Source organism: Paraburkholderia sediminicola (assembly GCF_046027355.1).
Classification (GTDB): Bacteria; Pseudomonadota; Gammaproteobacteria; order Burkholderiales; family Burkholderiaceae; genus Paraburkholderia; species Paraburkholderia sediminicola_B.
Genome location: NZ_JAQQEK010000003.1, coordinates 208,859 through 233,240 on the forward strand (window position 1 = coordinate 208,859; position 24,382 = coordinate 233,240).

Here is a 24,382-nt window from a genome sequence, read left to right on the forward strand (position 1 = left end):
GGATATCGGTTCCCGTGGGGGATTGCCCGGCGGGCCGCCGGGCCAGTCAGTGTTCGACGAAGCTGCTAACCGTTGAAGCGATACACCGTCGAATCGATACGAAAGCGAATGTCTGCGCTCAGGCTATTGCTGACGGCAAGATAGCGCTGCCCGTCGATCATGAAACTGCAGGCGTCCGTTGCAGCGGAAGTCTCGAAAGTCTCGACGAGTTCGAAACGGTCCTCGCGCCATTTGAAGATTTGCGATTGCGGCACGACGACCGGTGCTTTCGGCGTGCCGGTGATAAAGCACACGCGCACCAGATAAAGGCCTTGCTCGCCGTCGATCAGACACAGCTCGCGTCCGCCCGCTTCTCCGAGTACCTGCACGGCCACGAACTGCGAGCCGTCGAATCGGTACAGCGTGGTGTGGTCAAGCAGATTCGCGTGGAGCATCCACAGCGCGCCGTTCGCTTCGAAAAAACGGAATGCGCGGCCGCCGTTTTCATCGAGCACCTGGGACGTTTCGAATCGCTCGCCGTTCCAGCGATAAATCGGCGAACCGCCGACATGGTCCGCATACGCGAGATAGTGTTCGGCGCCGAACGAGACGAACGCGAAGTTGTAACCCCACTGTCCGTCGAGTGTCTGAAACGGCACGAAGCGCTCGCCGTCCCACTCGAAAATGCGCGACGTACGGGGATTTTTCGGCTCGACGCCTTCAATCACCACCCCTTGAGCCAACGCGAGAAAATGCCGTGCACCGAGCGAAAATGCAAACCATTGCTTCGCGGCGAAAGTCGAAAAGTGCTGTAACGGTACCCATTTCCGCTCGATCCGCTCATACAGGGTTGCGTCGCAATCGAGCTCGTACGGGCCCTTTCCCGTTCGAATTCCGGCTGTCGCGAGAAACTGCCGTCCACCGATCTTGAAGTACGCGAGATCTTCGCCGCCCGGCAAAGGCAACGCTTCATGCTCGACAAAGCGGCCATCCTGCCAGCGGTAAATCGGCGCATCGATGTCGCTGTCGCCGCCGTTCATGTACGGCGCTTCACCGGCCACATCGAGCGCCAGTTGCGGCACGCCGAGGAAGGTGCCCTCGTCGTTCGTAAAGACTTCCACGGCACGCGCGCCGCTCGTGGGTAGTTGCTGCAGCGGTGTGAGCAAGGATCTGCTGCGCTCAGTGTTTGCCATTCCCTAACTCCGAACCTGTGATTGCAAAAGACGCAGACGCGAGCGCCGGTCCACTCTCTTCGCGCGGCCGCCACATATTCGCGAGACCGATGCCGAGCGCACCGCCCACCGCGAGCAGCGCGGCGACCATGAACAGCGTGTCGAACGGCAGATGCTGCGACAGCAGAATGCCGCCTACCAGCGGCCCGATGATCGAACCGGTGCGTCCGATTGCCATCGCCCAACCAATGCCGGCGGCGCGGACGTCGGCGGGAAAGAGACAGCTCGCAATCGCCGGAAACGTCAGTTGTCCGCCGACGAGACACGCTCCCACCGCGAACAGCATGGCGAACGCGACGTTACCCGCGCCGATGATGTGCCCCAGCGCGAACGTCAACAGCGCGCCGCACAGAAACGAAATCGCCACCGGCACGAATGGTCCGCGCTTGTTGACCAGCAAGGAGATCACCAGCGCGCCGGCGATCGCGCCGATGTTCAGCACCACCGCACCGAGGGCTGCACGCGCCGGCGCCACGCCATTCATGTTCAGGATGGTCGGCATGAAGCTGACCAGAAACCCCGACAGAATCATGCTGGACAGCACACCGAACCAGAGTGCCAACGTCGCGGCGAGGCGGCCGCCGGCAAACAGATTGCCGAATAGCTTGCCCGGCAAACCGGTTCGATGCGCCGCGCTGCGCTGTCGTGCCGCGGCCTGTTCCGCGCGAGAAACGGTCTGCTTCGGGATCACCAGCAAGACCGGAATCAATGCGACCAGCGCGGAGGCACCGCCCATGACGAATACGAACGGCCAGCCGAAGCGCATCATCAATGCCGCGGTAATCGCGCCGCCCACCACTGCGCCGAGCGGAAAACCGATGAACATCAGAATCACCAGCGACGAGCGGCGTTGCGGCGAACTGCTCTCGGCGGTGATCGCCGCCACCGGCGGAATCGCGCCACCCATCCCAAGGCCGCCGATAAAGCGCAGTGCGGCCAGCGTCGTCGCGGAAGTGGCGAACGCGCAGCCGAGCGTGAAAATGCCGGTCACGCACAACGCAAGCACCAGCATGGGCCGCCGCCCGAAGCGGTCCGCCAGCGGGCCCACGATCAGCGAACCGAGCACGGTGCCGACGAAACCCGCGCCGAATACGCGTCCCAATGACGCGTGATCGATCTGCAGCGACTTGGCGAGCAAGGGCGCGACGAACGACAACATCAAGGTGTCGAAGCCGTCGATCATCGACACCGCGAAGCACACGAGCGTGATGCGCAGCACGTTGTTCGACGGCGGCCCGGCGGATTGCTCCAACCCAAAAGCATTCATGACTGTCTCCATCCATCAAGGGCATTTGATTCAGCCGGCGCGCGCGCCCTGACGCGCCGGTCGGTTTTTATCAGTCGGCAAGCGTGCTGTTAAGGCTTCACGACGTCCGGATACGACACATTGGTGAAACCCGGAATCGCCACGTTTTGCGGCTGATTGCCGTTGTCATGAAGCTGATCGACGATATAGTCGGCAACGCAATTCGACAGCAGTTGCGCGGGATCTTCCATGATGCGGCGCAGCCGCGCGGCGGTGGCGTCGCGATCGTCGATGGAAGTGATCGGCGGCATGCCGTCGGCGGGCGCCGGCTCGACGTGATAGGCGCGCTGGTCCGGAAACAGCAAACGCGCCACGTCAATGCTCGAGCGCGTGTTGAGCCACAGGCTGCGATACGTGCGTTCGCGTTCGGCAAGGGCGGCCCCGTCGCCGAGCTCGGCCACCGAGAACGACGGCGCGTGCGGTGCAACGAGAATACGATCCGGTGGCAGCACACGCTCCGACGCGCGCCACACGAAGTAGCACATATTGTTCGACGCCCACGTCGCGCCCGCCGTCGGCCGGCCGGATTGACCGCTCACCAGCACCATCGCGCGTTGCCAGTCGAGCGACTGCGCGCGCAACCAGTTGCCGATCCGATAGGCGATATCGAGGAACGCGAGCCCGAAGGTGGCGAACATCACGTCGTTCATCGGCACGGGTAACGTGGCGCTTGAGGGCGCGGCAAAGTACTCCGCATTCAAACGCTCGAAACTCAGCAACTCGGGATCCTGCTCGGCTCGCGCGAGCCGGTCGATCGTCACGCCGCAGGTGTAGTCGACGAGGTTGGCGATCTTGCACTCGTGGCCGCTGAAGCTCTCCACCGCAACCTGTTCTCGCCACAGAGCAACCGAGTTGGCCTCGCGCACGGCTTGCGCGTGTTGGCGCAAGCGCGCCGCGTCGCTTTTCCACGTGTCGTCGTGCGGGGCCACTTCGCGCATTCGCGCAAGATAGGCCAACGCCAGAGGCAAATGCGACACCGCAGTCAACTCGATGAAACCACGCGTCGATTTGCGAAAACTTTCGATCGACGGCGCCCGTCCCGCGCCCGGAAATAACGCGATATCGCTGCCGGTCGAAACGAGCATCGGCGCATCTTCGGCTTGCTGCGCCATCCGCTGCGTCAGATGCGCGCCGATACTCTGCGGGTCGGACGTGAACGCGCGAAAGAGACCTGCAAATGCAGCGTCGGGTTGATAGACCATAAGCTTGCGTGCTCTCTAGTAATCGAACAGACGCGCCGGATTGTCCGACAGAATCATCTTGCGAACCGCGGCATCATCGGTCCAGGCGCCAAGCAGATTCAGCAACTCGCCGGTGTCGCGCGTCGAATCGGGAATGTGCGGCCAGTCCGAGCCCCAGATCACTTTGTGCGGCGCGGCCTTGATGATTGCCTCGGCCATGGGCGCGACCGCTTCATAGCCGCGATGTTTGGCGATGCGGTACGGTGCGCTGAGTTTAAGCCAGCAGTTGCCGTCTTTCAGCAAACTCAACAGGCGGTCGAAATCGCCCTGAGTGAGGCCATCTTCTTCCAGCATGTAGCCCATGTGGTCGATCACGAAATCGCTCTGCACGTCGGCGAGAAACGGAATCAGATTACGCACGACCCAACCCGGCGCATAGAATTGCACATGCCAGCCGAGGCTCGCGCACAAACGCGCCATGCGCGTGATGTATTGCTGGATCTCCGCGGTCGGCAATCCGGCGCGTGCGAACAGATCGAGCCTGATTGCGCGTACACCGGAATGATGAAAACTGTCGAGCGTAGCCGCGCCGGTGTTCTCCTCGATCATCACGACGCCGCGCGCGATCGAACCCGCCACATGCAACGCATCGATCATGCAGCGATTATCGGTGCCGTAAAAACTCGGCTGCACGATCACGAAGCGCTTCAGTCGCAGCACGCTCATCATCTGCAGATAGTGCGAGAGCTTGCCGTCGGGCAGCGTGTAGTGCGGATGCTCGACCTTCGGATATTTGTCTTCTGGGCCAAACACGTGCATATGCGCGTCGCAGGCGAGCGCGGGCATGGTGAACGACGGACGCGAGAGCGTGTCGTAGTCGCGCATCGGCGTGGAAATCAGCGGGGTCTCTGCCATGATCTAGTAGTGAGAGTGTCGAGTTAGAGTTGACGTGCCTGCTCGGCGCGCTCACGCAGCGCTGCGAGATAAACATCGCTGTCGATGCCGCCAAAGATGAACGGCGCCGCGCCGTCGCGGCGCAATTCGTCGAGCGCCGCGCATTCCGGCATCCCGCCGACGATCACCACCTTGCCGTGCCGCTGCGCCGCCGCGATCACCTTGCGGCACGCGGCCACCACCTCGGGATGCGCCGATTCGCCGGTGTGACCCATATCGGCGGACAGATCGTTGCAACCGAGCGCGAGCACGTCGACGCCTTCGATCGCCGCGATCGCGTCGGCCGCTTCCACGCCGGCACGGCTCTCGATCAGCACCTTGAGCACGGTAGCGGCGTTCAGACGCCGGTTGAGTTCACGAGCGGGCAATTTCTCGAAGCCGACGTACGGCAGCGTGGCCAATTGCGAGCGCTGGCCGAGCGGCGGAAAGCGCGTCGCGACCACGGCGTCGCGCGCCTGCTCCGCGGTTTCCACGCGCGGCACGATGATGCCGAGCGCGCCGCCATCCAGCACGCGGTTGATCGTGCCGTAGTCGCGCTCCGGCACACGCACCCACGGCATCAGGCCGAGATCGACGGCGCACGAGCACAGTTGCGAGACGGTGTCGACCGGCAGCGAACTATGTTCCATGTCCACCCAGATCGTGTCGTAGCCCGCGGCCTTGGCCCAGCGGACGGCGTCCGTGGTGCGCGAGGCGCGAATGCCCAGCGCAATGATTTTCTGCCGCGCTCGCAGGCGATCAACGAGTTCCGCACCGTTCATGCTGTCTCCGTAGTGAGGTTGGTGGAAGACAGTATCGCCCGGGAAACAGTTTTGATTTATTCTCTAAACCAAGGTTATTGATTTACAGAGCAAATCAATGAATATCCGTCATCTGGAATTTTTCGTGGTCCTCGCCGAGGAACTGCATTTTCGCCGCAGCGCCGAGCGGCTGGGCATTACGCAGGCCCCGCTGAGTCTGGCGATCCAGTCGCTAGAGGCGGAACTGGGGGCGCGGCTGTTTCACCGCACCCGCCGCACGGTTGCGCTGACGGAGGCGGGCTTGGCGCTCGTCGACGACGCGCGGGCTATCCTCGCGCGGATCGAGCATGCGAAAGAGAGTGTGTGGGAGACCGTGAGCGGCGAGGTGGGGCGCTTGCGGGTCGGGTTTACGAACGCGTCTTCGTTGTCGCCGCTTTTTCCGCGTCTGATTCATGCTTACCGCACGCAGCGGCCGAAGGTGAATATCTCGTTGCTCGAACTGTCGTCGTCGTTGCAGATCGAGGCGATCGAACAGCGTGAGCTGGATGTCGGTCTGTTGAGGTTGCCGGACAATACGCCGCGGACCGAACTCGTCTTCACGCCGTTGATGGAAGAGCCGTTGCTTGTCGCGATGCATGCAGGACACCGCCTGGCGAAAGCCGCCTCGATCAAGATCAAGGATTTGCGCGGCGAGCCGTTTATCGCGTATCCGCGCGCGGCGGGCGTGGCGGTGTCGCAGCAGACGCTCGCGCTGTGCGCGAAACGCGGCTTCGAGCCGCAGGTGGTGCAGGAAGCGCAGCAGGCGTCGACGTTGATCGGGCTGACAGCGACAGGCCTCGGCATCGCCCTGGTGCCGGCTACGTTGCAGACCATCGCGGTGCCCGGCGTCGTGTTCAGAACGCTCGATGAGACCGACACCACGACCACGTTGTACATCGCGCACCGTTACGGCGATGCGAACGCGCGAGCCATGCAATTTGCGGAGCTCGCGCTCGGGTTGCGTTAAGCCATCGAACCAACGAAACCAGCGCCGCAAAATTCAGGCAACGAGAGTCGCAGCTTTCGAGGCCGAGCAGTTAATCCCGATAGCCCGGATCAATCCTATCGAGTTTGCGTCTGAGTGCCGCGAACTCGATCGTCCCTTCCGGCACGCGCTGCATGCCCTGGAATTCGCCGAGATCAGCGCGCGATCTGGCCGCCACGTCCGCCTTGATCAGATTGAGCGGCCCGCAGGCCGCGGCATCTACCTGAATCTGACACGCCCGCTCCAGCCGGTACAACCGCAGAAAACATTCCGGCACCGACGCGCCTGTCACCAGCAAGCCATGATTGCGCAAGATCAGTGCTTTCGCCGAGCCGAGCGAGCGCACAATGCGGTCGCGCTCGTCGAGATAAAGCGACGCACCCTCGTAGTCGTGATACCCGATGTTCTCGTAGAACACGGTCGAAAACATCGAAATCGGCAGCAGGCCTTCCTTGATCGCGGCGATCGCCATGCCCGCGCGCGAATGGATATGCATCACGACCAGGTTGCGCTCGTCGTGCATCATATGGATCGCCGAATGGATCACGAAGCCCGCGTAGTTCACCGAGCTGTTCGCGCCCGACACCACGTTGCCGTCCACATCGATCTTCACCAGGCTCGATGCCGTGACCTCGTCATAGTTCTCGCCGAACGCGTTGATCAGGAAATGGTTCTCGGGACCGGGAATGCGTGCGGTCAGGTGGCCGTAGATCTGCTCGGTCCAGCCGAAGTAATCGACCAGCCGGTACGCGGCCGCCAGTTCGATTCGAAGCGTGCGCTCCGCGTCGCTCATGCCGTGCACGCTGTCTTGCGTCAGCGGCAAGTCATCCATTGTCGTCATCGGACTCGCAGACATATCTCGTCTCCACAAAAATTGCGCCATCGCGACCGCGCGCCGCCCCGCTTTTCATCACACGGCGCGTTGCTCGACGGCGTGCTCGACACCGCGCCCTGCATCGCTCGATTCGTCATCGCCGATCGGTGCATTGAGCCGGCGATCCTTCGTATCAGGTAAGCCGAAGCCCGCTATCAGCACGGCCAATGCAAGCAAGCCGACCGGATACCACAGCCCGAAGTACACGCCGCCGTTGGCCGCCACCATCGCGAACGCGACGCTCGGCATGAAGCCGCCGAACCAGCCCGCGCCGATGTTGTACGGCAGCGAGATCGCGGTATAGCGGATGCGCGTCGGGAACAGTTCGGTCATCCAGGCGCCGGCGGGCGTATAGATCATCGCCAGCAGGGAAAGCAGATACGTCATGATGCAAATCAGCACACCGCGATGCACGTGCGCCGGATCAGCCCGCGCCGGATAGCCGTTCGCCGTCAGCGCCTTCTGAACGTCCGCCTGGAACTGCTTTTCCCGCGCGGCGAAGGCGGCCTTCGGCATGCCGGCGCCGTCGAACGCCTGGAGCTTGGTATTGCCGATCTGCAGCGACGCCATCGAACCGGCTGGCAACGTCTGATTCTCGTACGACACCATCCGGCTCGCCAGATAGCCCTTCGCGATATCGCATGAAGAACTCAGCGCCGCCGCGCTCACCGGATTGAACTGCAACGAGCAATTGGCGGGATCGGCGTACACGACCACCGGCGCGGCACGTTGCGCGGCTTCGAGCGCTTCATTGCCGTAGTGCGTCATCAAACGGAATGCCGGTTGCAGCGTCAGAGCCGCGAGCAGCGTGCCGATCAGAAAGACCGGCTTGCGACCCAACTTATCGGTCAACCAGCCACACACGATATACATCGGAATGCTCAGTAGCAACGACGGCAGCATCACCCAGTTGATCGTGACCGGATCGATGCCGAGCGTGCGCGCCATGAAGAACTGCGAGTAAAACTCGGACGTATAGGCGATCACGCCGATCGCCGTATTGACGCCGAACGTCAGCAGAATGGCCGTGCGCAGGTGGCGCCATTCGCCGAACGCTTCGCGCACCGGCCGCCGCTTGTCGCGCGCGGCCGCTTTCATCTCTTCGAATACCGGCGATTCCTTCAGCTTCAGACGCAGCCACATCGAAATGCCGAACAGCACAATCGAGGCAAGAAACGGAATCCGCCACGCCCAGTCCGCCAAGGCGCTCTCGCCGGAAATCGTGCGCGTTACCAGCGTGGCCGACAACGCGAGAATGATCCCGGCCGGCGTCATCGCGCTCAGCCACGAGGTATCCTTGCCGCGCTTGGCCGGCTCGGAATGCTCGGCCACATAGACAAGCGCGCCGCCATATTCGCCGCCGACAGCAAGTCCCTGCAGCACCCGCAGCACGATCAGCGTGGCAGGCGCATAGATGCCCCATGTCGCGTAGTTGGGCAGCAAGCCGACGAGAAACGTGGGTAGCGCCATCAGCATGATCGTCGCGACGAAAGTGCGCTTGCGGCCGACCAGATCGCCGATCATCCCGAACACGAGCGAGCCAAACGGCCGCGCGACAAAGCCCGCCGAGAACGTCAGCAACGCGAAGATGAACGCTGCCGTCTCATTGACGCCGGAGAAAAACTGTTTCGCAATGACCGGCGCGAGTGCACCGTAAAGCAGAAAGTCGTACCACTCGAATGCCGTGCCGAGTGACGAACTGATGATGACCTTCCATCTTTCCCTGCCGGTGAAATCGGCGCGGGGGGATGCTGTACCCATGTGTCGTCGTCTCCGTATTGCCGGGCACTCGCGGTGCCACGCCTTTGTGGCGTGGCCCGCTCTGCCGGTCATTTTTTTCGCCACGCGCCTTTCAGACGCCGGCATGTAATACCCGCCGCCAGATGCGCTCTGGCGCTACCTCTTTTTTCTACCGCACGGCTTGTTAGTGCCCGAGCTTATAGACTCGCGTCGCGGTGTCGTGAAAGAGCGCCGCTTTTTCGCTTGCCGAAGCGCCCGAGGCGATCCGCTTGTACGCGTTCCACATCACCGGATAGCTGCACATGCCCTTGTCGACCGGCGAATTGGTTTCAAACATGCAGCGCTCGGCGCCGAAGCGTTCAATACACGCATCCATGTACGGCCTCCACGCGTTCGCCAGTTCGCCGGACGAAGGCGGCAACGGCTCGCGATGGAATTCGAAACCGGCAATCGCCATCGCGAGGCCGCCGAGTTTCACATAGGCATTGGGGCACTGCGCGAGTTCGTCGATCGCGGCCAGCCACTCACGGAACACTTCATCGCGTCGGCCCTGATACGGACCGACGCCGAGCGGGCCGCCCAGATGGTTCATCACGATCGGAAGCTCCGGAAAGGCTCGCGCGAGGTTCGCCAGCTCCTTGATCTGCGTGTGATACAGCCATGCGTCGAAGCACAGGTTGAACGCGCCGAGCCGGCCCACGCCGCGCCGGAACGTGGCGTCGTTCATCAGGAACAGCGGCGGCGGCGTCAGCAGGCTCGCCTGAAACGACTCATGCCGCGCGACGATATGGCGGACGCTGCGAAACCTGCCGCCGCCGGCATCGACATGCGCCTGCAGCACGGCGTCGACTTCGTCGCCCAAGGTCAGATCCGCATAGCCGACGATGCCCGCGCAAACGCGCGTCTTGACGCCGCGCCGAGCCGCTTCGTTGGCCACCGAGGCGACGAACTCAGTCTCGCCGACTGGCTTGAACGCCTCGGGTCCATCGTGGCGATACGCGTAACCACATTGCACGTAGACCGTGGCGGTGATGTTGTGGCCCGAACCGGTGTCGGCCAGCAAGTCATCGAGCAGATAACCGCCGTCGCGTTCCCACAGATGATGATGCGGATCGATGATCGGCAGATCCGGTTCGATGATGTCTTCGTGCAAACGGTCCAGCCATGCAGGGTTCAACTCGACATGCTTGAAAACGGGAAGCTCGGTAGTCGACATGAAAAGTCCTCGAAAGCGTCGTGTGTCCTTGGGATTCAGCCTGCGATCACCGGTTGATCGCCGACGATCGTCGTGCGGTGCATCACGCGCCGCTCGGTCGGTTCGAACGAAGTCACCTGGTGCATCGTGCAGCGGTTGTCCCACAGCACCACGTCGTCCGTCTCCCAGCGATGCGAGTAGACGAATCGCGGCTGCCCGGCGAATGCCGCGAGTTCGGCGATCAGCGCGCGCGCCTCGTCACGCGGCATGCCTTCCACGTCTTCGTTGTAGATCGGGCTGATATAGAGCGACTTGCGCCCGGTCACTGGGTGTTTGCGCACCATCGGCTGCCACACCGGCGGCATCGCCGCGCGTTCCGCGTCGGTGAGCGGCTTGAGCTTGTTCTGCTTTTGCAGGAACTCGAAGTCGTGCAGCGCGCGGCGCCCTTCGACCTGCTTCTTCAACGCGTCAGGCAGCGCGTCGTAGACGGCGTACATGTTGGTGAACTGCGTCTCGCCGCCGGTGCGGCTCACTTCGATTCCGTGCAACAGCGCGCCGGTGCACGGCACCGCGCGATAACTGCTGTCGGTGTGCCAGAACTGCGCGAGCGACACTTGCCGCGCGGTGGGATGATCCGGCGGCATCAGCGTGCCTTCCTCATCCACGTTTGACACGCGAAAGATCTCGCGCACGCGCTTCGAGCGGATGATGTCCTGATGGAATATCTCCGGCTCGCCGAAGCTGCGTGTGAAATCGACATGCTGCTGGTCGTCCACGTGCTGCTCGGGGAACACCAGCACGAGATGCTCCATCCAGATGTCGTGCAATTCCTGATAGGCGGCGGGATCGAGCCGATGGCGCATATCGACGCCCAGCACTTCGGCGCCCAGCGCATCGCCTAGCCTGCGGACCTTGAAGCGATTAGCGGTAGCGGTGGAAGCATTGACGGCTTGAACTGACATGGTTTGTGTCTCCTGAATTGGGTGGATGGTTCGCGTTCTAATCGGCGAACGAGAAACCCATCGCACGCGTGTAGTAGTAGATGCCGCCGTCCTGCACGATCAGGAACATCGCGCGCTGATCGCCTTCGTTGTGATGTGAATGCACGGCCACCGGCGGCGTGATCGTGGTCGCCCATTGCGACCAGTCCTTGCGTTTGCCGTCGATCATCGAGAAACAACCGTCGCCGCGAATGATCAATGCAACCGCCATCGAGTTATGCCGGTGCGGACGTTGCGCGACACCCGGCGGCAACGAGTTCATCGCGACGGTGAGCGTCGGCAGCACGTTGCGAATCGCCTCCTGACGCTCAGACGAAAAAATCAGCGCTGAGCCGGCAATATCCTGGCCACGGCCGACGTCGTAGATCAGATCGATCTGGCGCTCGATTTCGTCGGCCGGATAGTGCACGACCGGAGTCGGCGCGCCACCGTCGACCGGTGCGCGCAGATGTTCGAAGGCAAGTTGCGGCTCGTTCGTGACGATCCACAGCACGGCGTCGGCGTCTGGCGCCGCTTGATAACGATGCGGGATGCCGCCGGGCAGCACGAACACGTCGCCTGCATTCCAGTCGATCCGTTCGTCGCCGCAAACCGTCTGGCCGCTGCCGACCATCACATAGACGATCACCCCGCTCGCGGCGAATTCGGTATTCAGCGTCTCGCCGGCGCGGATGCGCGCGTAGCGCACCAGCGAAAGGGGCGTGGTAGCCGGCACTGGAATCTGCAACTGCGACGACAGATCGCAATCGATCAAACCGGTCGGCGTGGCGGGATTCAATGCGCGCGCCGGTTCGGCGGTGAAAGCATGGTCCGGCACGGGCGGCAGCTGGATATTGAACGCGTTGCCCGTGTTGAAATAACGCGCGGTGCGTTGCGCGGCGGTTTTCGGCGCGGCGGCGCGCTGCGCCGGCAAATCCGCGATCGACCGCGTGGGAGCGGCTGTCGACATGTCTTCCTCCAGTTTCATCAGCTTTTTCCGGCCGCGCGGCGGCGGGCGGGCTTCTATCGTTGTGTCTTCACGTTAAGCGCCTGCGTGGTTCGGGTCAAACGGGAAGTTCTTGTCGATACTCATCACTTCCCCTTATCGAAGCCGCAGCAAAACGCGCTCACGCGGCCGCCGGCTACTTGGCCGCCAGCAGCGCGGCCGCCATCGCCTTGAGCTCCTTGCGCAGCACCTTGCCGGTCGGCGTGGCCGGCAGTTCGCTACAGATCTCGATGCGGTCGGGCGCCTTGTAACTCGATGCAAGCGCCCGGCAATGCGCGCGCAACTCCTCGCTCGTCACGGTCGCGCCCGGCGCCTTCACGACGAACGCGACGATCATCTCGCCGCGCTCGGCGTCGGGTACGCCGGCTGCACCGGCAAGCGCGACACCTTCGTGCTGCCGCAGAATTTCTTCCACTTCGGCGGGCGCCACGTTGATGCCGGCGCGCTTGATCATCTCCGTATTGCGCCCGATGAATTGCAGGCTGCCGTCTTGCGCAATGCGGCCGATGTCGCCGGTCTGTAAATAGCCGTCCGCAGTCCGGCATTCCGCGTTCAGCGTTTCGCTTTTGCCGGTGTAGCCGGGCGTGACGCGCCCCGCCACCTCGATCATGCCGGGCTCGCCCTGCGCGACCGGCTCACCGCTTTCCGTATCGACGATACGCAGCCGCACGCCGGGCAGCGGCGGCCCCTGGCAGTGCTTGCGCTCGTCGAGCGGCGTGTGGTGCCACGTTACACAGCAGTTGCCGTACGTTTCGGTTTGCCCGTACACATTGCAGATTTCGCGGATGCCGAGCACATCCGCCGCCGTCGCGATGTCCTGCGCACTGCCGATCGTGAGGCCGGTGCGCAAACTGCGCGTACGTTCACGCGAAAACGAGGGATGCGTGACCAGCGCGGTAGTCGCCGCCGGCAACGTGTACAACGCGGTGCACTGATGCCGCTCGATCAGATCGAGCGCGCCCGCCGGTTCGAAACGGCTTTGCAGCACCAGCGTCGCGCCGTGCGTGAAGGTCGCGCACATCGCATTCGCGGAGCCATACGACCAGAAGAGCGGCAGGCTCAGCAGCACGCGGTCGTCGCGGGTATACCCCTGCCGCTCGCCGATGTTGAAGCCGTTTTCAATTACATCGCCATGGGTTAGCCGAACGGCTTTCGGAAACGAAGTCGATCCGGACGTGTAGAGAATGAACGCGTCGTCAGTCGCGCAGGCGCCGTCGCCGGGCGGTGGAACCGTATCGAGCGGCGCGGCGCGGCGGCAGAGATCGGCGTAACGCGAAGCGCCCGCGAAGCCATCGCCGCCCACGCAGACAACTTGTTGCAGCGCGGGATAAGCGGCGCAAAGCGCACTACGGGGACGCGCGTCGGCAAGCTCAGGAATCAGCGCGGCAAGATCGGCGGCATAGTTCTGGTCGCCGAAACGCTCGAGCGTGAACACCACTTTCAGACCCGCGTCGCGCAGCAGGAAATCCAGTTCGGCGCGTTTGGACCAGGTACTGACCGGGACCGTTACCGCGCCGAGCAGCGCCGCGCCAAAACAGATCTCGATCCACTCGGTCCGGTTGCTGAGCAGCAGCCCGACACGGTCGCCCCGTGCCACGCCGAACGATTGGAGGCAAGCCGCGACACGCCGCGCGCGGAATTCGAGTTCACGCCAGCTGACGTGCTCGTCGTTTGCGATCACCGCGGGTTGGTCCGGCGCCTGGGCCGCCATTTCGCAGAGAAGATCGAACAGGTTTCTGCTTAAAGGTGCTCGCATCATAAAACTCATGTGATGAAGTGATTGCCGTTGTGAACGCATCCTGCCGATGCTCACGCTTCGATACCGCGGCGATTCATGCGCTGGAACCGGCGCTAGATGCCGCGCCCACCGCATTCAGGTCTTCGCGATAGGTTTCCCGCGACTTCAGCGCGACGATGAAACTGACGAGACAGAACAACGCGCCGAACGCGATCACGTACTGCGCGTGCGGCACGCCGCCGCCCGCGGCTAGCAGCGCACCGGCGATCAGCGGCGTGAAGCCGCCGCCCAACGCGCCCGCCAGTTGATAACCAAGCGACGCGCCGGTGAAGCGTGTGCTGGTCGTGAAGAGTTCCGTGATGAAGGCGCCCAGCGGCCCGAACATGAAACCGTGCGCGAGGCCGGCCAGCGCGAAACCGAGCACCAGCATGCCGCTATCGTGCAGCGTAGCGAGATACATCAGCGCGGAGATGTTGGTCGCCATCAGCACGGCGGCGGCCATGAATACCGGCCGGCGGCCTACCTTGTCGGAGAGCCAGCCGCCACAGAACATACCGATCACCTGGCAGAGCGCGGCGGCGGTCGCCGCATTGAGCGCAATCACGCGCGGGAAGCCGGCTTGCACTGAATAGGCGATGCTGAACGGGCTGATCAAGGCGCTAATCACGAACGGACCCGACACCATCAGCGCGGCTTGCAGCACCTGACGCCATTGCGTCTGCAACACCTGGGCGAGCGGCAGACGCGGTGCTTTGCGTTGCGCTTCGTCCTTGCGTTTCTGTTCGAGGAACACGGGGCTTTCCGAAATGCCAAGGCGCATCCACAAGCCGATTGCGATCAGCAGCACCGCGCCGAGAAACGGTAAGCGCCAGCCCCAGGACAGCAATTGCGCTTCCGGCAAACGCGACACGAGTCCGAACGCCGCCGTGCCGAGTAGCAAGCCCGAACATTGGCCCATGCCGATCACGCAACTCCACAGACCGCGTTTGCCCGGCCCCGCATGTTCCAGCGTCATCAGCAAACCGCCGCCCCATTCGCCGGCCACCGCGAGGCCCTGCAGCATGCGCAGCGCCATCAGCAACAACGGCGCCCACAGGCCGATCTGCGCATAAGTGGGCATGATGCCGACCAGCATCGTCGCGACGCCCATCAGCACGATGCTCGAGATCAGCATCTTCTTGCGGCCGATGCGGTCGCCGAAATGCCCGTAGATCACGCCGCCCAGCGGCCGGACCAGATAGCCGATCGCGATTGTTGCAAACGCGACCAGCGTGCCGCCGGTCGAACCCAGTTCCGGAAAAAACAGCACATTGAACACGGACGCACTGGCAATGCTGTAAATAAAGAAGTCGAACCATTCGACCGTGCTGCCCACATAGCTCGACATGACGACCCGAATGCCCAGGCGTCGTTTGGCGTCGGCTGAATATTCGTCGGCCGGTGCCGCATAACCTGCCTGCAACGTGTGCTCACTGCTGTTCGCTGACATGATGCTCTCCTCGACACTCTTGCAAAGGCGGCTGCCGAACCTTGGGCTCGCGCCGCCGCGCGGATGGTTGGCGCTCAGAACTTGTGACGGATCGCGACGCGCGCGAGGTACTGGTTGACGCTGCTCGACGCGGCCATCGGATAAATCCGTGCGGTCTGTGCATCGCCTGCCGCGCGTTGATACACGCCCATCAGATACACATCGGTGCGTTTCGACAGGAAGTAGTCGAGCACCAGGTTGAACTGATGCCAGCGCGGTTGCTCATCCGTTACGTCGACGTTGCCGCGCGTGAATGTATAGGCGCCGCTCAGCCGCAGGAACGGAGTGAAGTAATACGAGCCGTCGAATTCGAAGTTATCGAAGCGCACGTTCGAGCTGGGCATCTCATACAGCACGTGCGAATACACGATGCCGAACATCGCGCCGCCCAAGGTGTATGTACCCGCCGCCGATGCGATCCACTCGTTCTGCACGCTGCCGGCAACAAAGGTATTGGCCAGCGCGGCATAGTCGGACGTCGTGCCGCTACCTGATGCACCGACCGCGCCATTGGTGCCGAGGCCCGGATGATCGAGCTTGATCACGCCGCCGCCGAGCGCGATCGCGCCGTTCGCGTAACCGGCGCCGACGCTCCATGCACTGTTCTGGTTGAAGCCGCCTGCCGTATTGCTGAACGCGTACATGGCTTCGGCGGACGCGCCGCCAAAGGTCGGCGTTTTGTACTTGACCGTGTTGTTGACGCGGTACGTGTCCTGCAGATTGTCGTTATCGAGCGGATGGCCGCCGTATGCCCCCATGAACGCGACGAGGCTGATCGGCTGCACGTAGTCGACTACCGGGTCGTACTGACGGCCCATCGTCAGCGTGCCGTAGTTCGAGGTGAGCCCGACATACGCTTGCCGGCCGAACAGACGGCTGCCCTGGCTCATCGAGCCGTTGTTGATGTCGAAACCGCTTTCGAGCCGGAACACCGCTTTCAGGCCGCCGCCCAGATCTTCGGTGCCGAACACGCCCCAGCGGCTGCCCTGCATCACGCTGCTCGCCGCCGTGTAGTTGCGATGGCCGCCCTGATTGCTATTGAATGTCAGACCTTCGTCGATCAGGCCGTACAGCGTCACACTGCTTTGCGCGTACACCGTACAGACCGGACTTATCAGCAGTGCGGCCAGCAAAAGTTTTTTCATTGTGTCGTCTCCATGATTCTTTTTTTGTGTAGCCGAGGCTTTGCGAATGCACGAAGTCCTGCCCGCGCGCAAGGCGCGGCGGTGCATTTCGTACGTGAATCAATGAATCATTCAGGCGATGCGACTGCGCGAGGAGCCGAACGTCGTCCGCCGCGGCAGCACCGCTATCGCCCTGGCTCGATCATTCCGGCTCGAAGCGGAAGTCGAGCACGTCGCCCGTGCGTTCTTCGGAGAAGCGGGTCATCACGCGGCGACCGATCTTCAACTCTTTCGCAGCCGCATCTCCGTCGCTCAGATCGACGCCGGTAAAGAAGCCGCCGATCGACGTATCGGCGCCGTCCAGTTGCACATAGCCGAATGCATATGGCGGATCGGGCAGATTCTGGAACGGCTCATAGACGATCGTGAAGCCGGTGATCGTGCCGCCGGGACCAACTTCGACCCAGTCGGTGGTCGGCTTGAGCGTCTGGTCTGAAAACGCGCGCGGCGGCACCAGCACCTTGCCGCTTTCCGCGCAGCGACGGCCGTAAATTTTCGCGTTATCGCGAATCTGCACGTAAAACCAGCTGGCCGTTTCGCCGAGTGCGTGGTCGTAAGTGATGTTCCAGTTCTCTTTACGTCGCAAAAGTTCTGTTGCCATGTTCGTATCTCCTCTCAAGCCTCAATGACCATCGTGCCGAAAATCTGGTGGTCGCCGCCGTTGCCGCTCGCGACGCCGCGTTTTGCGCCCGCTGCCTGATGGCCGCCGGCCCTGCCCCATACCTGCAATGCGACTTCCGCGGCGCGCACCATCGCCGTGACCGCGATCGCGTTTGTGCACAGCGTGCCGCCCGACGGATTCACCGGCACCTTGCCGCCGAGTTCGAAGTAGCCTTCGCGCATCAACTGGACCGACTCGCCTCGTTCGCACAGACGCGCGGCGTCGATCGAATGAAACTCGGTGTTGCTGAACGGCGAGTACAGTTCGGCGACGTCGATCTGCGTGCGCGGATCCGTGATGCCGGCCATCTGATAGGCGCGGTCGAATGCGCGGCCCAGCGCGAACGCATCCGCGTGATCGGCGATTGGGTTCGATGCCATCCGGTCGCCGAGCCAGTAGGTCTCCGCGCAATGCGCGAGACCCGTGATCCACACCGCGTCGAGATGGTTCTCGCGGATATAGCGCTCGGAGGCGAGCACCATCGCGGCGCCGCCGCTCGATTGCGGGCAGCAGTCCATCAGCTTGATCGGCCACGAGATGCAGCGTGAGGTCAGCACGTCCTCGATGCTCACCTGCTTGCGCAAATGCGCGTTCGGATTGAGCGACGCGTGCCGGCGGTTCTTCACCGTGACGCGCGCCATGTCTTCCTGGGTCATGCCGTAGCGCTCCATGTAGCGCACCGCCGACATCGCCAGCATGTTGATCGTGCCGAGCGGCAATTGACGTTCGTACGACGGATCCCAGATCTTGTTGAGCACGGTCTGCGAGTCGCCGCATTCGCCGACCTTGTCCGCGCCGGCGGTCAAGACGACGTCGCAGGCGCCCGACGCCACGTGGTAATACGCGGAGATCACGCTCGAAATGCCGGTGGCGCCGCCCGTGTTGATGCGCAGGAACGGCTTGTTGCGCGCGCCCACCGCATCGACGCCAAGACGTTCCGCATTGCCGATGCCGACCATCGCATCGGGTGACAACGAGTAGACGATCGCCTCGATCTGCTCGAAGTCGAGCTTCGCATCCGCCATCGCGAGCACGACCGCCTCGCGGACCAGATCCGGATAACTGGCATCGTCGCGACGCGGCTTGAACGCCGATTGCCCGATGCCGATAATGCCAACGCGTTCCTGTCTCATGCCGTCACCCCCTGTTCACGGCCGAGCACGATCGCCGCCTGATATTGCATTGCAAAGCCGCTTGCCGCATGTGCGAGGCCGCAGCGCACGTTATCGATCTGATGGTCACCCGAGCGGCCGCGTACCTGATTAGCCACCTCTGCGATACGGATCAAACCGTTGCAGAACACGGGGTTGTGTGTGAGCACGCCGCCCGATGGATTAACCGGCAGTGCGCCGCCGCGCTGAAACTTGCCGGCACGAATCTGCTCGGCCCATTGCTCGCGTGCACAGAGCCCGAGTGCTTCATAGGCGAGCAATTCCGTGTACGGCGTTGCGTCGGTCACTTCGGCGACATCGAACTCGGCGGCCGGATCTTTGATACCCGCCGCCTTGTAGGCCTGTTGCGACGCGCTTTCGAGCGCCGGCGCACGGCCCAGTTCGCGATCGCCGAGGAAGCCGGTTTCCGTCGCCCAGCCCATGCCGCGAACCCACGCGACATTCGCGATACCACGCTCTTCGATGAATTCCGGCGACGCGAGAATCATCGCGACGCTGCCGGTCACCGGCTGCGAGGTCATCGACGGCGCGAGCGGCCAACGCGCAGTCCCCGCTGCCGGCCGCGTGGTCGGTTGGGCCTGTTCGCCGTGGTGACGGTTCTTCGCCGCGACACGCGCCGCGAGATCGCGCACGCCGGGCACTTGCGCTTCGAGCGTGGCGGCCTGCAATGCATGCGCGGACAATTCGTCGAGCGGCAGGATGCGGTGAAAGTACGGGTCGGCGCCGAGCCGTTCGGCTTCCGACAACGACGACGCCTCGGTCGGGCTCCACGACACCACCAACTGCGTGCGATAGTGGCCCGATGCGACACGCAGCGCGCCCATCACGAATGCGTGCTCGGAAGCGGAAGGCGTCGACAGGATGTCGCGATCGACGCCGCCCACCGGCCCGGAGGCCATCATCACCGAGATCGCGCGGCCGTCGAACTGATCGTTCGAGGCGACCACGATACCGTCGATGTCGTCGATCGTGAGACCGGCATCGGCGAGCGCCATCTGCACGGTGTCGTACATCATCTCTTCGAGCGAACGGTCCTGTCCCCTGATGACCGGGCGTATCGCGCAGCCGATGACGCCGGGCTGAACCTTGTAAGTCATATGAGAGTCCCTCTAGTTGAAATCAAACAGTCGACCGGTGCCCGTCGAAGCAAGCCGCGAATGCCGGATCGGCAGTCGTCTTCGATGGGCCGCGCACGGCGGGTGGCACGCCGTCGATCCACGCGGGAAACAACACCTGTAAATCGTGATGCGGACCGAGGCGCAGCAGATTGCGCGCGACGTGATGCGGCGCATCGACGGCCTCGCCAAGATCGAGCACGAGCGTGACGCAGCAATCGGCCGCGGCGAAACGCTCGATGCATTCGGCGGCGCTCAAGGTCGCGAAGAACGCGTCGAGCTCGCCGATCAGTTCCGTTTGCGGCAACGCGTCCTGGTGATATGCGAGCCATGCCGGTTGATGCGCGGCCTCGCAGAACGCCCGCCAGAATTTCGGCTCGACCGCGCCGAGCACCACGTGCCGCGCGTCGCGGGTGCGGTACACGCGGTAGTACGCCGCGCCGCCGTTCAGATAGGTTTCGTCCGTCTGCGGCGCGACACCCGTGGCGCCGAAGCCCGCCAGCGCGAACTGTTGCAGCAGCATCGGCGTATCGGCGAGCGCCAGATCGATGAAGCAGCCGGCGCCATCCACGCCACGTCGATGCAGTGCGCCGAGAATCGCGATCGTCGCGAACAGTGCGCCGCTGACATCGGTAATCGGCGGATCGAAATAGCGCGGCGGATTGCCGTTGCGATGCAAGACGCCGGAGGCGGCCAGATAGTTCGCGTCGTGTCCGGCCTCGTTCGCGGTGGGACTGCGTTGACCGTATCCGGTAAGCGCGCAATAGACGAGCCGCGGATTGCGTGCGGCGAGCGTCGCGTAGTCGATGCCAAGCCGCTTCATCACGCCGGGACGAAAGCCTTCGATCACGACGTCGGCCTCGTCCGCAAGACGCAGGAATGTGGCGACGCCCTGCGGCGATTTCAGGTCGAGCCGGCAGATCGTCTTGCCCGCGTTGATCGCCGCATGAAACACGGGGACGTCGGCGTCATCGCGCGGACCCAGTTCGCGCATCCCGTCGCCGCCGGGCGGCTCGATCTTGATGACCTGCGCGCCCATGTCGGCGATCAACAGGCCGGCGAGCGGGCCGGGAATGTAGGCGGAGACGTCGAGTACCCGTACGCCCTGCATGAATGAATTGAAGCGGGACATTCGCGCGCTCCGTTAAAGCACGGCCGTCGGCGCGAGCGGACTGCCCGTCGCGCCGACGATCGGAAGTGCGCTCGCCATCAGCAGAAACGTGCTGCGCTTGCGCGACGCAATCTCTTTCAGGCTCAGGCCTTCGAGCAGCGGCACGCCGTAGTCGCGAATCAAACGCTGATGCACGGGAAACACCTGGCCTGCCGGAAACGGCAGCACTTCGATTGCGTAGTTATCCGCACCGATCACCGCGACGTCGCGTTGCGCGAGCCACAGTGCTGCTTCTACGTCGATGCCCGGTTCAATATCGAACGAGACATCCGTCACGCCCGCCTGGCTTTCGAGCCAGCCGGTGCGGATCAGCACCGCATCGCCGCGGCCGATCTCGACGTCGGCGGCCGCTGCGGCTTCGAGAAGATCGGCACGGCCGATCGAATAATCCGGCGCAAGCGCTTTACCGCGCAATTGCACGAAATCGAGCAGCACGGCGCGCGTGACGATCGGCGGCATCTTGTCGACACCGAGCCGCACAGCGCCCGTCGTGCTGCGAATCGTGTTGCCGGGAAAGCCGTTGTAGAGTTCGTCGTCGTACCATGCGTGGCACAACGCGTCGATGTGCGTGCCGATATGCAAAGGCATCACGACGCTATCTTCGGAAAACTGAAAACCGCCCGGACGGCGACCACCCGCGGCGTAGTCGCCGCCATCGCGATTCATGAAATGCTGCAGGCCACAGCGGTGTTTCGGACCGGGCGTCTTCGCCGAAAGCGGTTGCGCGAGGCTCACCACTTCGCCGGATTTCACGAGCGATATCGCGCGCCGCACTTGTTCCGGTCCGATCAGATTGAGTGCGCCGCGCTCATCCTCCGCGCCCCAGCGCTGCCATGCTTCTTTCATGTTCCGTTCGCCTTTGGATTTGACGTAGTCCGGTCATGTCGTCATGTCGCTGCACAACGCTGTCTCCGTGAACACACGTTAAGAGGCGGCCCCTATGAGGGTCAAACGGGAAGTTCTTGTCGATATCGATAAGTTTTGGCGTGACCGCGCCGTGAGCGCGCGGCGGCGGGGCCTGGCGGGTTGCGTCAGTTGACGCTGAAGGGGTGGGGATCAGGGACAACCCTGTGCGGCGCAAGCGTGTTGCTGCGCCGCAGTAGATGCGTTTTCAAAAAACGCGTAGACGTAGAGCGAATTTCGTGACTGATGCGCGAACGCAGCTACGCTTACTGCGTGTCGATGCTCGGCAAACGTGTGACGTCGACGACGATCTGCGCAATGTCGGCCACTGCCGGGTCGATGCTTTCCGCGCGCGTGGCGACGAAAAACGGCAGCGGCCGCAAAGGCGGATTGGCCGTCACCACGCGTAGCGTGCCCGCCTCGAGGTCGGCGGTGACGAGTTCGAACGGCATCATGCAGATGCAGATACCGGCGCGCACCACGTTGAGCATTGTCGAAAGGCTGTTGCAGTAGTTGATCGTGGTGGGCGTGGCGGCCTCGTCGGCAAACCAACCCTGCATGACCGAGAAAGTACGTGCATCGCGCGATAGGGAAATGATCGGCAATGCGGCCAGATCGCGAGGCCGCGCGCTCGTCAGATCGCCGAGCAGCGCGGGCGCGCCGACCCACACGAAGTTCATCGCGCCGATCGGCACGAGCTTGGTGTCCGGATCGTCGACCGGGCCGCCCACCACGGCGATGTCGATCAAACCTCGTTCCAGCTTGCTCAGCAGATTCGCGTTCAGATTCACATCGAATTCGACGTCGAGGCCCGGATAGCGCTCCTTCAGCCGGTTGATGATGGTGATCAGCGAGCGCATTGCAATCACCTCGCCGACGCCGATGCGCACCAGTCCCTGCCCGACCACGAGCTTGCCCGCCGCAACCCGCAAGCGCGCCGCTTCGGCCACCACGCGCTCCGCATGCGCGAGCAGTTCACGGCCTTTGAGCGTCAGCGTGACGGTGCGGCCGATACGCTCGAACAGCAGCACGTCGAGCTCGCTTTCGAGTTCGCGAATTCGTGAGGACACGTTGGCTTGCGACGTATGAAGATATTCGCCGGCCGCCGCGAAGGTGCCCAGCCGGGTGATCCAGTAGAACGTTTCGAGCTGTTGTATGTTCATCGACCGCCGTCTCCTCGTGATCGCCGCCGCGCGCTTTCATTCGGTCGAAAGCTCGCCCGCGCATATCAAGCGGCATGATGCACCAACTGAAGGGAGCGGGAGGATTGAGCGGAGGCAGTGTTTTCCCGTAAACGGGCGACGCACGAAAACTGAGGACTCGGCAAATCCACGCCAAAGCGCGGCACCTCAGCCCTTCCAGGCCGGTCCCTCAGGAAAGTCATATTCATCGAGCGACGCCGCGTGCATCTCGACGCTGTAGCCCGGACGTTGCGGCGGCATATAACGGCCATTGCGGATCACAACAGGATCGACGAAATGCTCATGCAGATGATCCACGTATTCGAGCACCCGGTTTTCCAGCGACGCCGACACGCAGATATAGTCGAACAGCGAAATGTGCTGGACGTACTCGCACAATCCGACACCGCCCGCATGCGGACACACCGGCACGCCGAATTTCGCCGCCATCAGCAGGACGACGATCACCTCGTTCAGCCCGCCCAGCCGGCAGCTATCGACCTGACAGAAGTCGATGGCCTGCGCCTGCAGCAACTGCTTGAACATCACCCGGTTATGACAGTGCTCGCCCGTCGCGACGCCGATAGGCCGAATCCGCTGACGGATGGCCGCGTGGCCGAGAATGTCGTCGGGACTCGTGGGCTCCTCGATCCACCAAGGATCGAATTCCGCCAGGCGCCGCATGTTCGCGACCGCTTCGTCGACATCCCACACCTGGTTCGCGTCCATCATCAGCTTCAGATCCTCGCCGATTTCTTCACGCAGGATGCGAGCGCGGCGCATATCCTCTTCGAGATTGCCGCCCACCTTCTGCTTGAAGTGCGTCCAACCCTGCGCGACGCCTTCACGCGCGAGCCGGCGGATCTTGTCGTCGTCATAACCGAGCCAGCCCGCCGATGTCGTATAGGCGGGATAGCCCTGCGCGAGCATTTCCTTTTCGCGTTCGCCCCGTGTCTTCGCATGACGGTGCAGCATCGCAGTGGCTTCCTGCGGCGTGATCACATCGGTCACGTAGCGGAAATCGAGGCAACGCACGAGCTCTTCGGGGCCCATGTCGACGAGCAGCTTCCACACGGGCTTACCTTCCGCTTTGGCCCACAGGTCCCAGGCCGCATTGACGACAGCGGCGGTCGCCAGATGAATCGCGCCCTTGTCCGGGCCGATCCAGCGCAGCTGGCTATCCGACGTCAGCGCGCGCCAGAAAGCGCCCATGTTCGCGGCGATATCCTCGAGTCTTTTGCCGACGATCAGCGGGGCAAGCGCCTCTACCGCGGTGACGCAGATCTCGTTGCCGCGTCCGATCGTGAAGGTGAGGCCGTGGCCGGTGAGCGCGTCGGGCGAATCGGTTTCCAGCGTGACGTAGGCGGCGGAATAATCCGGCGCGGCGTTCATCGCATCGGAGCCGTCCAGTGAGCGCGAGGTGGGAAACCGAATGTCACGGACGGACAGCTTGGTGATCGTGGGCATCTGAACACGCTCCTCTGCGACAGCCATCGACTTCGTTCTAAATGCAAAGAG

The 24,382-nt window shown here is 63.1% G+C and carries 21 protein-coding genes; 1 reads left to right on the top strand and 20 read right to left on the bottom strand.

Translation table 11 applies throughout. The features are described from left to right. Window positions 1-65 precede the first annotated feature (65 nt). The 5 genes from PQR42_RS06815 to PQR42_RS06835 all read right to left on the bottom strand — a co-directional run bounded on the left by PQR42_RS06815 (window position 66) and on the right by PQR42_RS06835 (window position 5,413). Entirely contained in the window at window positions 66-1,172 is a 1,107-nt protein-coding gene (locus PQR42_RS06815) for a hypothetical protein (RefSeq protein ID WP_408383379.1), read from the bottom strand. Further along, window positions 1,159-2,478, bottom strand: coding sequence for an MFS transporter (locus PQR42_RS06820; RefSeq protein ID WP_408204598.1), 1,320 nt, complete (start codon window positions 2,476-2,478; stop codon window positions 1,159-1,161). The genes PQR42_RS06815 and PQR42_RS06820 overlap by 14 nt, the downstream gene beginning before the upstream one ends. 89 nt (window positions 2,479-2,567) lie before the next feature. Then, window positions 2,568-3,719 (bottom strand): DUF5624 domain-containing protein, encoded by a 1,152-nt coding sequence (locus PQR42_RS06825; RefSeq protein ID WP_408383375.1) that lies wholly within the window; start codon window positions 3,717-3,719, stop codon window positions 2,568-2,570. 15 nt (window positions 3,720-3,734) lie between these two features. After that, window positions 3,735-4,613 (bottom strand): amidohydrolase family protein, encoded by an 879-nt coding sequence (locus tag PQR42_RS06830; RefSeq protein ID WP_408383373.1) that lies wholly within the window; start codon window positions 4,611-4,613, stop codon window positions 3,735-3,737. A gap of 23 nt (window positions 4,614-4,636) precedes the next feature. After that, on the bottom strand, window positions 4,637-5,413 hold the full coding sequence (locus tag PQR42_RS06835) for an HpcH/HpaI aldolase family protein (RefSeq protein WP_408383371.1): 777 nt from the start codon (window positions 5,411-5,413) through the stop codon (window positions 4,637-4,639). Window positions 5,414-5,510: 97 nt separating this feature from the next. On the opposite strand from PQR42_RS06835, the gene PQR42_RS06840 reads away from it, so the two are divergent. Further along, window positions 5,511-6,398: a LysR substrate-binding domain-containing protein gene (locus PQR42_RS06840; protein ID WP_408221977.1), complete on the top strand. Its 888-nt coding sequence runs from the start codon at window positions 5,511-5,513 to the stop codon at window positions 6,396-6,398. A 70-nt stretch (window positions 6,399-6,468) separates the two neighbouring features. Here PQR42_RS06840 and PQR42_RS06845 read toward each other — a convergent pair whose 3' ends face one another. The 15 genes from PQR42_RS06845 to PQR42_RS06915 form a co-directional block, all read right to left on the bottom strand. After that, on the bottom strand, window positions 6,469-7,272 hold the full coding sequence (locus PQR42_RS06845; protein ID WP_408383368.1) for a class II aldolase/adducin family protein: 804 nt from the start codon (window positions 7,270-7,272) through the stop codon (window positions 6,469-6,471). Window positions 7,273-7,326: 54 nt separating this feature from the next. Beyond that, entirely contained in the window at window positions 7,327-9,051 is a 1,725-nt protein-coding gene (locus PQR42_RS06850) for an MFS transporter (protein WP_408383366.1), read from the bottom strand. A gap of 163 nt (window positions 9,052-9,214) precedes the next feature. Then, window positions 9,215-10,246, bottom strand: coding sequence for an amidohydrolase family protein (locus PQR42_RS06855; RefSeq protein ID WP_408383364.1), 1,032 nt, complete (start codon window positions 10,244-10,246; stop codon window positions 9,215-9,217). A 35-nt stretch (window positions 10,247-10,281) separates the two neighbouring features. Next, the gene (locus PQR42_RS06860) at window positions 10,282-11,187 is read right to left on the bottom strand and encodes a TauD/TfdA dioxygenase family protein (protein WP_408383362.1); all 906 of its coding nucleotides are present in this window, start codon (window positions 11,185-11,187) and stop codon (window positions 10,282-10,284) included. Between the two features lie 37 nt (window positions 11,188-11,224). Continuing rightward, on the bottom strand, window positions 11,225-12,193 hold the full coding sequence (locus tag PQR42_RS06865) for a cupin domain-containing protein (RefSeq protein WP_408383360.1): 969 nt from the start codon (window positions 12,191-12,193) through the stop codon (window positions 11,225-11,227). Between the two features lie 154 nt (window positions 12,194-12,347). After that, the gene (locus PQR42_RS06870) at window positions 12,348-13,967 is read right to left on the bottom strand and encodes a class I adenylate-forming enzyme family protein (protein WP_408383358.1); all 1,620 of its coding nucleotides are present in this window, start codon (window positions 13,965-13,967) and stop codon (window positions 12,348-12,350) included. A gap of 76 nt (window positions 13,968-14,043) precedes the next feature. Continuing rightward, window positions 14,044-15,438, bottom strand: a complete 1,395-nt coding sequence (locus PQR42_RS06875) for an MFS transporter (protein ID WP_408383356.1) — start codon at window positions 15,436-15,438, stop codon at window positions 14,044-14,046. Between the two features lie 74 nt (window positions 15,439-15,512). Continuing rightward, a complete protein-coding gene (locus tag PQR42_RS06880; RefSeq protein WP_408383354.1) occupies window positions 15,513-16,622 on the bottom strand; it encodes a porin in 1,110 nt (369 codons plus the stop codon). 181 nt (window positions 16,623-16,803) lie between these two features. Next, window positions 16,804-17,262, bottom strand: coding sequence for a Zn-ribbon domain-containing OB-fold protein (locus PQR42_RS06885; protein WP_408204585.1), 459 nt, complete (start codon window positions 17,260-17,262; stop codon window positions 16,804-16,806). Window positions 17,263-17,276: 14 nt separating this feature from the next. Then, window positions 17,277-18,455 (bottom strand): thiolase family protein, encoded by a 1,179-nt coding sequence (locus PQR42_RS06890; RefSeq protein ID WP_408204584.1) that lies wholly within the window; start codon window positions 18,453-18,455, stop codon window positions 17,277-17,279. After that, the gene (locus PQR42_RS06895; RefSeq protein WP_408204583.1) at window positions 18,452-19,591 is read right to left on the bottom strand and encodes a thiolase family protein; all 1,140 of its coding nucleotides are present in this window, start codon (window positions 19,589-19,591) and stop codon (window positions 18,452-18,454) included. The genes PQR42_RS06890 and PQR42_RS06895 overlap by 4 nt, the downstream gene beginning before the upstream one ends. A gap of 22 nt (window positions 19,592-19,613) precedes the next feature. Beyond that, window positions 19,614-20,741, bottom strand: a complete 1,128-nt coding sequence (locus PQR42_RS06900; protein WP_408383352.1) for a CaiB/BaiF CoA transferase family protein — start codon at window positions 20,739-20,741, stop codon at window positions 19,614-19,616. A gap of 12 nt (window positions 20,742-20,753) precedes the next feature. Then, window positions 20,754-21,626 carry a cyclase family protein gene (locus PQR42_RS06905; RefSeq protein ID WP_408383350.1) on the bottom strand — a complete coding sequence of 291 codons (873 nt, stop codon included), beginning with the start codon at window positions 21,624-21,626 and terminating at the stop codon, window positions 20,754-20,756. Window positions 21,627-21,949: 323 nt separating this feature from the next. Beyond that, window positions 21,950-22,846, bottom strand: a complete 897-nt coding sequence (locus PQR42_RS06910) for a LysR family transcriptional regulator (RefSeq protein WP_408383348.1) — start codon at window positions 22,844-22,846, stop codon at window positions 21,950-21,952. Between the two features lie 186 nt (window positions 22,847-23,032). Continuing rightward, a complete protein-coding gene (locus PQR42_RS06915) occupies window positions 23,033-24,331 on the bottom strand; it encodes an L-fuconate dehydratase (RefSeq protein WP_408383346.1) in 1,299 nt (432 codons plus the stop codon). Window positions 24,332-24,382 lie beyond the last annotated feature (51 nt).

Coding starts and splice junctions, on each gene's coding strand:
- PQR42_RS06815 (WP_408383379.1), bottom strand. CDS start 1,172: ATGGCAAACACTGAGCGCAGCAGATCCTTGCTCACACCGCTGCAGCAA.
- PQR42_RS06820 (WP_408204598.1), bottom strand. CDS start 2,478: ATGAATGCTTTTGGGTTGGAGCAATCCGCCGGGCCGCCGTCGAACAAC.
- PQR42_RS06825 (WP_408383375.1), bottom strand. CDS start 3,719: ATGGTCTATCAACCCGACGCTGCATTTGCAGGTCTCTTTCGCGCGTTC.
- PQR42_RS06830 (WP_408383373.1), bottom strand. CDS start 4,613: ATGGCAGAGACCCCGCTGATTTCCACGCCGATGCGCGACTACGACACG.
- PQR42_RS06835 (WP_408383371.1), bottom strand. CDS start 5,413: ATGAACGGTGCGGAACTCGTTGATCGCCTGCGAGCGCGGCAGAAAATC.
- PQR42_RS06840 (WP_408221977.1), top strand. CDS start 5,511: ATGAATATCCGTCATCTGGAATTTTTCGTGGTCCTCGCCGAGGAACTG.
- PQR42_RS06845 (WP_408383368.1), bottom strand. CDS start 7,272: ATGTCTGCGAGTCCGATGACGACAATGGATGACTTGCCGCTGACGCAA.
- PQR42_RS06850 (WP_408383366.1), bottom strand. CDS start 9,051: ATGGGTACAGCATCCCCCCGCGCCGATTTCACCGGCAGGGAAAGATGG.
- PQR42_RS06855 (WP_408383364.1), bottom strand. CDS start 10,246: ATGTCGACTACCGAGCTTCCCGTTTTCAAGCATGTCGAGTTGAACCCT.
- PQR42_RS06860 (WP_408383362.1), bottom strand. CDS start 11,187: ATGTCAGTTCAAGCCGTCAATGCTTCCACCGCTACCGCTAATCGCTTC.
- PQR42_RS06865 (WP_408383360.1), bottom strand. CDS start 12,193: ATGAAACTGGAGGAAGACATGTCGACAGCCGCTCCCACGCGGTCGATC.
- PQR42_RS06870 (WP_408383358.1), bottom strand. CDS start 13,967: ATGCGAGCACCTTTAAGCAGAAACCTGTTCGATCTTCTCTGCGAAATG.
- PQR42_RS06875 (WP_408383356.1), bottom strand. CDS start 15,438: ATGTCAGCGAACAGCAGTGAGCACACGTTGCAGGCAGGTTATGCGGCA.
- PQR42_RS06880 (WP_408383354.1), bottom strand. CDS start 16,622: ATGAAAAAACTTTTGCTGGCCGCACTGCTGATAAGTCCGGTCTGTACG.
- PQR42_RS06885 (WP_408204585.1), bottom strand. CDS start 17,262: ATGGCAACAGAACTTTTGCGACGTAAAGAGAACTGGAACATCACTTAC.
- PQR42_RS06890 (WP_408204584.1), bottom strand. CDS start 18,455: ATGAGACAGGAACGCGTTGGCATTATCGGCATCGGGCAATCGGCGTTC.
- PQR42_RS06895 (WP_408204583.1), bottom strand. CDS start 19,591: ATGACTTACAAGGTTCAGCCCGGCGTCATCGGCTGCGCGATACGCCCG.
- PQR42_RS06900 (WP_408383352.1), bottom strand. CDS start 20,741: ATGTCCCGCTTCAATTCATTCATGCAGGGCGTACGGGTACTCGACGTC.
- PQR42_RS06905 (WP_408383350.1), bottom strand. CDS start 21,626: ATGAAAGAAGCATGGCAGCGCTGGGGCGCGGAGGATGAGCGCGGCGCA.
- PQR42_RS06910 (WP_408383348.1), bottom strand. CDS start 22,846: ATGAACATACAACAGCTCGAAACGTTCTACTGGATCACCCGGCTGGGC.
- PQR42_RS06915 (WP_408383346.1), bottom strand. CDS start 24,331: ATGCCCACGATCACCAAGCTGTCCGTCCGTGACATTCGGTTTCCCACC.